This window comes from Egibacteraceae bacterium, from assembly GCA_035540635.1.
Lineage (GTDB): Bacteria > Actinomycetota > Nitriliruptoria > Euzebyales > Egibacteraceae > DATLGH01.
Window position 1 is genome coordinate 1 of sequence record DATLGH010000022.1, and the last position, 8807, is coordinate 8807.

Below are 8807 nucleotides of genomic sequence, written 5' to 3' on the forward strand. Positions count from 1 at the left end.
AGCAGCGGTCGCGACCGGGCGACGATGTCGTCGACGACCGCCGCTGACTCCTCACGCCAGCGGGCCCAGTCCACCCACAGCAGCGACCAGTCCAAGCTGGCCTGCGTTCAGCGGATGCGATCGGTGGTGAACGTCCGGCCGGTGGCGTACTTGCCTCGGCCGTCGCGCTCGACGGCGACCCACGCCCACGGGAACGCGAGGTCGAAGTGGACCACGGGCCGTCGGGGCAGCGCCACGGGAAGCCGGTAACGGGCTGCAACCCGCGCCCGGTCACCGCGGCCGCGACTGCCATTCGAACGTCGAGTCAACCGGGGCGGCGGCGAGCTCGGCGACCACCTGCCGCAGGCGGATGCGCGCGACCGTCGGGCCGAGCCGCGCAGCGGCCCCCTCGAGATCGGGAAGGACCACAACCGACGCTGGCAGGCGTCGATGGCGAGGCTCCGCAGGGGTTCAGGGCCAGGACCGCCGCGTGGTCGCCGACCGTGCGCGCCGGCGCCGTGCAGCGCACGGCTCGACCTCGACGATGTAGTCCTCGGTCAGTGTGCGCGACATGCGCACCTTCACAAGCCGGCGCTTCGGCGGGTACCGGCCGTGCGGGAGCACCACCTCGGTCAGCACCGGCGGCCGGTCGATGATCCCGTGGGCGTAGGCCGCTGCGCTGCCCGGGGACAGCGCCGCTCCCGGGCACGGTACAGAGGCGAGCACGGCAGCGCCCGTCCGCCAGGACCCCGGCGCGGGGCCGGGCAGCCACAGCACGCCTCGGTACGGGCGCTCCCGTCCCTCACGGGCGGCCCGCTGGCGCAAGACGCACGCGGAGATGCCGAAGGGCACACCGTCGGTCAACCGCAGTGTGCGTGTGCGCGCGGGGTGGGCGAACAGGCCGGGCCAGTCGGCATAGGGCAGGATGACGAGCGCCGCCCCCGCGCGCCCGAACCATGGCGGCGCGCCGGTGGCTAGCCGATAGTGGTGAAGTTGGCGAGTGTCGGTTGCGCCGCAACCTCACCAGGCCAAGGTTGGACAGCCCGCCCTACACCTCGGTGAACGCGGTCGTGCGCGAGTTCCTCACCTCCTATGCTCACCCGCCGGCCAGGGGGGCGGCCATCGCCCGGTTCGTGGCGCAGGCCACGGCGCACCCGCCGGGCAGTGGCCCAGGCGGGCGCCGCTGGACACGGGAGGACCTGCCCGACCGTGCCGGGCTAGCTGGTCGTCGCCCTGCACGCCCACTGAGCGGATGGCCTTGGGGCCACCCACACCGCCAGCCCTCCACGGTTGTCTGTCACCGCAGCCAGGCCCATGATGGGGCCTGGGCAGGACGCCAAGCGTGGGCGAGCTCCCCCGGCGACCCTTGTGCCGCTCCGAGTACGAGGCGCTGGGTCGCCAGCGCCTTCGACGACGAGAAGGTCGAGCTGCTCGACGGCCAGATCGTCTATGCGGCCGAGGAGGGCCCGCCGCACGCCGCGGTCTGCGCCCGCCTCACCCGCCTGCTCGTCGAGCGCATCCCCGCCAGCGAGGGCACCGTCCGCGTCGGCAAACCGTCCGCACTCAGCGACCTGTCCGAGCCCGAGCCCGATTCTGGTCGCCCCGCCCGAGCCGACCCCTACCGCGCGGCGCACCCGGCGACCGCCTCGCCCGTCATCGAGGGGGCCCACACCAGCCGCGCCTGCGACCACGGCCTGAAGGGGGCCTGTACGCCGTCGGCGGTGTCCCCGACTACTGGCTCGTCGACATGGCGCGTGACGAGCTGGTCTTCCACCGCGACCCGGCTCGGCGCCGCCTTCCGTTCGGTCACCCGCCACCGCGACGGCGCGGTCCGCGCACTGCACCACCCGGCGGTCGAGGTCGACGGCCGCTACTTCCTGCGCTGACCCGCCGGCGCTACTCCCCAGGGTGGCGCTGCGGCACGAGGAATAGCCGGCGCATTTGCACGTCTTTGGCAGCGCGGCGGCTTGCCGCCACGCGCACGGCCAGCTTGCCGCTGCGGCTCGCCGCACTGCCGGACGTCGCTGAGCGGCTGGAAAGGGCCTTGCGAACAGGGCAGAAGGGCCTATCAGGGCCTTGTCCTGCTGTACCTGCTCGATGTAGGAACGCCCGGGCCGACACGCCGCCTCCCACCGGGTTGTCCATGAAGGTCTCGTGCACCTGCCCGTTCGGGTGCCCCTTCGGCCCTGGCGCCAAGAGGGCGTGAACCGACAGGCTCACGGGCAGAGATGGCACCCGCCGGCGTTGCTGAGGTGAGGCATGCGCGAGCCCCTCGAGAAACCGCGGTCGCCCTTGGCGGACGGGCGAGCATTCGACTCACGCGTCGACCTCCGTGACCATGGGCTTCTGGGGCTGCATGCCGCGGCTGGCAACCATGCCGTCGCTTCGCTGCTCCGCGGTCGTGCTCCCCCCGGGCTCGCCCCGCCCGCGGGCCGCGCGCTCGTGGCCCAGCGTTCCTGCGCGTCCTGCGCCGCAGCGGAGCGTGAGGGTGTTCAGGCGGCGTGCTGTGCGGACGTTGACGAGCGACAGTCCGACAGCAGGTCGACCTCGACGGCGACGCTGCAGCGGTTCCTGCCGGGCATGGCGGGGTTGCCTGCCCAGATGCTGGCAGCCGTCCGCCAGGACGTGGTCGTACTGACCTCGGGTGACGAGTTCCAGGTAAACGAGGCGTCCGCCCTGGCCGCGGCGGGCGGCCGCTCGATCACGGCGTACGACCTGCCGACGCTCGTGGCCGAGCTGGGCAAGGTGGACGTGCCGATCAACCGCCTCATCTTCGTCGGGCACTCCGGGCCAAGTGGCAACATCTACATGGGTCAGGACCTCACCAAGGCGACGGCCGTGTCGCTCGGCCAGCTCGCCGGGGCGCTTAAAGGCGTCGTCAAGAAGGAGTTCGCGCCCCGGTCGGTGCAGTTCAAGAGCTGCTCCCTCGGAGCGGCGGGTGCCCAGCTCGACCAGCTGCGCAAGACGCTTGGGGCCGGCGACGCCGAAGCGCCGAGCTGCTGGCGGGCCGTCAGGACCCGTGGGCCGATCACCCTCACGAGCAAGAAGGGCAAATTCACCATCACCACGTCCGTCCAGCTCGACGACCTGGAGAAGAAGTTCCCTGGCGCCAAGCAGCGGTTCGACGCCAGCTTCCTCAAGCTCGTGACGGGTTTCGGCCCGATGACCGACTGCGTGCAGGGCGTCCCGAGCGGGAAAAAAGCGACGGACCCCGACGGGATCGCCGCCCTGAAGGAGGTCTACTTCAAGAACGGGGGCTACATCATCGCCGATTTCGTCAACCCCACGCTGGACAAGACGTACAAGCCTGGGACGTCGAAGTGCTACAAGGACCTGCCGGTGGTGTCCTCAAAGGACTACAACCCCGCGATGGGTTGTGTGCTCGTCCGCTCAAGCTGACCGGTGTGTGTGACAGTGCGACGGAGCAGCGCACGCGTACGCCGATCGTCGCGGAGGAGCGGACCCTGTACCGGCTGCGGCAGCTTGCCGATGCCCGGGGCGTCTCGCTCGGAAGGTGATCCGCGAGGCCCTAGAAGAGAAAGTCGAGCGGGAGCAGCCCCCGTTGCGCTTCCTCGGTAGCAGTCCCGTGCGCGGTGCCGTCGACGCCCGCGCGGCCGACGAGGACCAGGCGTACCGCGCTGACGACTTCCGCGGCGCGTGACGCTGATCATCGACACCGGCGTGCTCGTCGCCGCCGCCCGCCCCGCAGAGCCCGACCACGACAGCTGCCGCGGGCTGCTCGAGACGACGACCGAACGGCGGATGGTGCCCGCGCCGGTGCTCGTGGAGGTGGAGTACTTCCTGCGCGAGGACCCGGCCTGGGAGGCGCTGCTCGACGATCTCATCGCCGGCGGCCTCGACGTCGCGGACCTCACCGCGGGCGACTACGAGCGCGTCCGCGACATCATGCGCCAGCACCGTGACCTCCGCGTCGGTCTGGTGAACGCCGCCGTCCTCGCGGTCGTGGAGCGGCTGGGCGAGGACAAGCTCGCCACACTGGACCGCCGGCGCTTCGCGGTGATGCGGCCCGCGCACATCTCGTCGCTGCGCCTGCTGCCCGACTGATGGGGCGCCCGTGCCCGAGACATGCGCTGGTCTGCACATGCTACGGTGAGAGCATGGCCGAGTTGGTACGGCGCTTGCAGATCCTGCTCGACGACGAGCGGCACGCCCGTCTCGAGCGCGAGGCGAAGCGGACGGGGGCGCCGGTCGCCGCGCTCGTCCGCCACGCGATCGACCGGGTGTACCCGCCGGACCAGTCCGACCGGCAGGCGGCGGTACACAGGTTGTTGGCTGCCTCCCCGATGCCGGTCGAGGACTGGGCCGTCATGAAGCAGCAGATGCGAGACGAGCTGTCCGACCCAGCCTCGTGAGCCTGGGGCGGTCGTTGCTCGACACCGCCGTCTTCATCTACGCGGTCGGCACCGACCATCCGCTGCGGTCGCCGTGTCGCCGCGTGTTCGAGGGGATGCTGCAACAAGAGTTCCCCGCAGAGGCCAGCGTGCTCGCCGTCCAGGAGGTGCTCCACCAGCGCGCCCGACGGACCGGCGACCGCGGCGCGGCCAGGCGGTTCGCCGCCGACCTCACCCAGGTCTGCGTCCTCCACGACGTGACGCTGGACGACCTGCGACTGAGCCTGCGGCTGTGGGACGACGCCCCCGCCCTCGACGCCGCCGACGCCGTCCACGCCGCCGTGGCCATCAGCAACGGCATCCCGGTCATCATCAGCCCTGATGAGGCCTTCGATCAGGTGGCCGGCCTCGCCCGCATCTCGCCAGCCGCCGCAGCCGATCGCCTGGGGCAGGACGGGGCCGCCACCTGAGCAAGCCGCCGCGTCGGTCACGGCTTCGACGCGGAAAGCACCGCTTACCGCCCGCGAGTGCGGCACCGCCGGCAGGAGCAGTCGGCGGGCACAGCGGGCGGCCGGGCGGGGATTGCGGTGGTGACGCGGGCGACGATGTCGTCGACGATGGCCCGCCGCTGGTCGGACCAGCGGGTCCAGTCGACCCACAGCAGCGACCAGTCGCGGCTCGCCTGGGTCCAGCGGATGCGGTCGGTCGTGAAGGCCCTGCCGGTGGCGTGGCTGGCGCGCCCGTCGCACTCGACGGCGACCCACGCCCGCGGGAACGCGAGGTCGAAGTGGATGACCCGACCGTCCGGGCAGCGCCACGGGAACCCGGTCACCGGCTCGAGTCCCCGGCCGACCACGGCCTGCACGACGTCCCACTCGAACGCCGAGTCCACCGGGGTGGCGGCCAAGCCGTCGAGCACCTGGCGCAGGCGGTTCCGCGCGAGGCTGCGCAGCAGGCTCGTGCAGATCCGGCGCAGCTCATCTGGCGTGACGATGCGCCGCTGTACCGCGTCTATGACGATGGGGCGCAACGCCGGGACCGTCAGCACACCCGCGAGGTCGGCGATGGTGCGGGCCGGCGTCGTACAGCGCAGGGACTGCACCTCGACGACGTCGTCGTCGGTCAACCTCCGCGAGGTGCGCACGGTGACCAGCCGCCGCTTCGGGATGTACCGCCCGTGCGGCTGGACGACCTCGGTCAGCGGCGTCGGCCGGTCGATGATGCCGTGCGCGTGCGCGGCGGTGCGCAACGCCAGGGCCGCCTCGCGTGAGCGCAGCGACGCCAGCACGCCCGCGCTCTTCCGCCAGAATCCGTGCACTGAGCCAGGCAGCCACAGCACGCCCGGGTACGGGCGCTCCCAGCACTCGCGGACGGCGCGCTGGCGCAGCACGCTGGCCGAGATGCCGAACGGCTCCCCGTCGGTCACGCGCAGGGTGTAGTGGTGCTCCTTGGCGTACGCCAGCAGCCCAGCCCAGTCGCCCATCGCCGTAGCGTGGCGCGCGGGCAGGCACCAGGCACGAGGAACCGTCGCGGCCCTGTGGACAGCCGGAGTGGCGAGGTAGACGTCGATATGCAGACGTCACCCTCACCAGGTCGCCGCGGGAGCGACGCCCGGCGGCTACTCCCACTCGATGGTGCCGGGGGGCTTGGAGGTGATGTCGTAGGCGACGCGGTTGATGCCGGGGACCTCGTTGATGACCCGGCCGGCGATGCGCTCCAACACGTTCCAGTCGAGGCGGGCGAAGTCGGCGGTCATCGCGTCCTCGCTCGTGACGGCGCGGACGATGATCGGGTGGCCGTAGCTGCGCTCGTCGCCCTGCACGCCGACGGAGCGGATCGCCGGCAGGACCGCGAACGACTGCCAGATCTCGCGCTCCAACCCCGCGCGGCGCAGCTCGTCGAGCACCACCCGGTCCGCGGCGCGCAGCAACCCCAGCCGCTCGGCGGTGACCTCCCCGATGATCCGCACCGCAAGGCCGGGGCCGGGGAACGGCTGGCGCCACACGATCTCCGGCGGCAGGCCGAGCTCGGCGCCGACGCGGCGGACCTCGTCCTTGAACAGCCAGCGCAGCGGCTCGACGAGCGCGAAGTCCATGTCCTCGGGCAGGCCGCCGACGTTGTGGTGGCTCTTGATCGTCGCGGCGGTGCCGTGGCCGGACTCGATGACGTCGGGGTACAGGGTGCCCTGGACGAGGAACGCCGCGTCGCCGGCGTGCTCGCGGGCGGCCTCCTCGAACACGCGGATGAACTCGGTGCCGATGATCTTGCGCTTGGCCTCGGGGTCGGTGACGCCGGCGAGCTTTTCGAGGAAGCGGTCCGCGGCCTTGACCGTCACCAGCCGGGCCGACGAGTGCGCCCCGAAGGCCTCGGAGACCTGCGCGGCCTCGTCGTGGCGCAGCAGGCCGTGGTCGACGAACACGCACGTGAGCTGCTCCCCCACCGCCTCGTGCACCAGCGCGGCGGCCACGGCCGAGTCCACGCCGCCCGACAGCCCGCACAGCACGGCCGCGTCGCCGACCTGGGCGCGGATCGCCTCGACGGCGGTCTCGATCACCGAGTGAGAGGTCCACGCCGGCCGCGCGCCGGTGGCGGCGACGAACGCGCGCAGCACGTCCATGCCCCGCGGGGTGTGCGTCACCTCCGGGTGGTACTGCACGCCGAACAGGCCCCGTTCGGGGTCCTCGAAGGCGGCCACCGGCGCGCCGGCGGTCGACCCGACGACGCGGAAGCCGTCGGGGGCGGCGACGACCGCGTCGTTGTGGCTCATCCACACCGTCTGCTCCGCCGGCTGGCCGGCGAGCAGGACGCTGTCGACCACCCCGGTGAAGGCCGTCTTGCCGAACTCCGACCCACCGGTGCGGGCGACCTCGCCGCCGAGCGTGGCGGCCATGAGCTGCTGGCCGTAGCAGATGCCGAGCACCGGCACCCCCGCGTCGAACACGCCCGGGTCCACGCGCGGCGCCCCCGGCGAGTACACCGACTTCGGCCCGCCGGACAGGATCACGCCGGCCGGCCGGCGGGCGGCGATCTCCTCGGCGGTGATCGTCGCGGGCACGATCTCGGAGTAGACGTTGCACTCGCGCACGCGGCGAGCGATGACCTGGGCGTACTGCGCGCCGAAGTCGACGACGAGGATGGTGTCGAAGTCCTGCCGCGGCTCGACGCCCGCGATCGTGCTGCTCATGAGGACAGCAGGGTAGCCCACCCCGACGGGACCGCCGCGCGGCCGCCCGCCGACGTGCGTGACGGTAGGGTGGACGGCACACGGGAGCCCGAAGGGCTGAGAGGGTGGCGAGCGTCACCGACCGTCATCACCGGCCGGGTAATGCCGGCGAAGGGAGCTGCAGCGCCGTGTCCACCGCCAGCCGCGTTCCCCGGATGCACGCAGCGGCCGATGTCGTCGTCGTGGGCGCGGGCGCGATCGGTCTCGCCATCGCGTGGCGGGCCGCGCAGGCGGGCCTCGCGGTCGCCGTCGTCGACGAGGAACCCGGTCGGGGCGCGTCGTGGGCCGCGGCGGGCATGCTCGCCCCCGTCACCGAGGTGCACTACGGCGAGGAGGCCCTGCTCGAGCTCAACCTCGCCTCGGCAGCCCGCTACCCCGACTTCGCCGCGGAGCTCACCGAGGCCAGCGGCGTCGACACCGGCTACCGGCGGTGCGGCACCCTCGTCGTCGCCCGTGACAGCGACGAGGCGGCCGACCTCGACGAGCTCCACCGCTTCCAGTGCAAGCTCGGCCTCGACGCGGTGCGGCTGCGCGGCCGGGAAGCCCGCGAGCTGGAACCGGGACTCGCGCCGGGCATACGCGGCGCCATCCTCGTCGAGGGCGACCACCAGGTCGACAACCGCGCCCTCGTCGAGGCGCTGCGCGTGGCGGTCGAGCGCGCCGGCGCGACCCTGCTGCCCAAGCGCGTGGCGGCGGTGCGCACGAGCGGCGAGCGTGTCACCGGCGTCGCCCTCGCCGACGGCACCCGCCTCGACGCCCCCGCGGTGGTGCTTGCCGCCGGCGTCGGCACCGCGGCGGTCGCCGGGCTGCCCGGCGACGCGGTCCCGCCGGTCCGCCCGGTCAAGGGGCAGCTCCTCCACCTGCGCCCACGCGGCGGGCACCCTCGGGTGGCCGACCGCACGATCCGCGGCCTCGACGTCTACGTCGTCACCCGCGCCGACGGCCGCGTCGTCGTCGGCGCGACCGTCGAGGAGGTGGGCCACGACCTCACCGTCACCGCCGGGGCGGTGCACGACCTGCTGCGCGACGCGTGGGAGCTGCTGCCCGGCATCGCCGAGTACGAGCTCGCCGAGACCGTCGCGGGCCTGCGGCCGGGCTCGCCGGACAACGCGCCGCTGCTCGGCCCCGCGGGCGTCGAGGGACTCGTGGTCGCCACCGGCCACTACCGCAACGGCATCCTCCTCACCCCCGTGACCGCCGACGCCATCACCCACCTGCTCACCACCGGCGAGGCCCCCGCCCTCGTCGCCCCC

Annotated in this window: 11 protein-coding genes and 1 riboswitch; of the genes, 6 read left to right on the forward strand and 5 right to left on the reverse strand. The window is 73.0% G+C overall.

Translation table 11 applies throughout. From position 1 onward, the window contains the following. Window positions 1-107: 107 nt before the first annotated feature. The 3 genes from VM324_04370 to VM324_04380 are packed head-to-tail and all read right to left on the reverse strand — an operon-like array spanning window position 108 to window position 843. Window positions 108-236, reverse strand: a complete 129-nt coding sequence (locus VM324_04370) for a hypothetical protein (protein ID HVL98509.1) — start codon at window positions 234-236, stop codon at window positions 108-110. A gap of 34 nt (window positions 237-270) precedes the next feature. After that, window positions 271-408 carry a hypothetical protein gene (locus VM324_04375; GenBank protein HVL98510.1) on the reverse strand — a complete coding sequence of 46 codons (138 nt, stop codon included), beginning with the start codon at window positions 406-408 and terminating at the stop codon, window positions 271-273. Window positions 409-450: 42 nt separating this feature from the next. Then, window positions 451-843: a hypothetical protein gene (locus tag VM324_04380; GenBank protein ID HVL98511.1), complete on the reverse strand. Its 393-nt coding sequence runs from the start codon at window positions 841-843 to the stop codon at window positions 451-453. 170 nt (window positions 844-1013) lie between these two features. On the opposite strand from VM324_04380, the gene VM324_04385 reads away from it, so the two are divergent. The 5 genes from VM324_04385 (at window position 1014) to VM324_04405 (ending at window position 4801) form a co-directional block, all read left to right on the forward strand. Next, a complete protein-coding gene (locus VM324_04385) occupies window positions 1014-1865 on the forward strand; it encodes a hypothetical protein (GenBank protein HVL98512.1) in 852 nt (283 codons plus the stop codon). Between the two features lie 715 nt (window positions 1866-2580). Continuing rightward, the gene (locus tag VM324_04390) at window positions 2581-3378 is read left to right on the forward strand and encodes a hypothetical protein (protein ID HVL98513.1); all 798 of its coding nucleotides are present in this window, start codon (window positions 2581-2583) and stop codon (window positions 3376-3378) included. Window positions 3379-3636: 258 nt separating this feature from the next. After that, the gene (locus VM324_04395; protein ID HVL98514.1) at window positions 3637-4044 is read left to right on the forward strand and encodes a PIN domain-containing protein; all 408 of its coding nucleotides are present in this window, start codon (window positions 3637-3639) and stop codon (window positions 4042-4044) included. Between the two features lie 53 nt (window positions 4045-4097). Next, window positions 4098-4352 carry a hypothetical protein gene (locus VM324_04400; protein ID HVL98515.1) on the forward strand — a complete coding sequence of 85 codons (255 nt, stop codon included), beginning with the start codon at window positions 4098-4100 and terminating at the stop codon, window positions 4350-4352. After that, window positions 4349-4801, forward strand: a complete 453-nt coding sequence (locus VM324_04405) for a PIN domain-containing protein (protein HVL98516.1) — start codon at window positions 4349-4351, stop codon at window positions 4799-4801. Before VM324_04400 ends, VM324_04405 begins: the two co-directional genes overlap by 4 nt. 44 nt (window positions 4802-4845) lie before the next feature. On the opposite strand, the gene VM324_04410 is transcribed toward VM324_04405, so the two are convergent. After that, window positions 4846-5814: a hypothetical protein gene (locus VM324_04410; GenBank protein HVL98517.1), complete on the reverse strand. Its 969-nt coding sequence runs from the start codon at window positions 5812-5814 to the stop codon at window positions 4846-4848. A gap of 135 nt (window positions 5815-5949) precedes the next feature. After that, the gene (guaA, locus tag VM324_04415) at window positions 5950-7515 is read right to left on the reverse strand and encodes a glutamine-hydrolyzing GMP synthase (protein ID HVL98518.1); all 1566 of its coding nucleotides are present in this window, start codon (window positions 7513-7515) and stop codon (window positions 5950-5952) included. 70 nt (window positions 7516-7585) lie between these two features. After that, a riboswitch (TPP riboswitch) is annotated at window positions 7586-7689 on the forward strand. On the opposite strand from guaA, the gene thiO reads away from it, so the two are divergent. Beyond that, a partial coding sequence (gene thiO / locus VM324_04420; protein HVL98519.1) for a glycine oxidase ThiO occupies window positions 7683-8807 on the forward strand: 1125 nt, incomplete at its 3' end. (Overlaps the previous riboswitch by 7 nt.)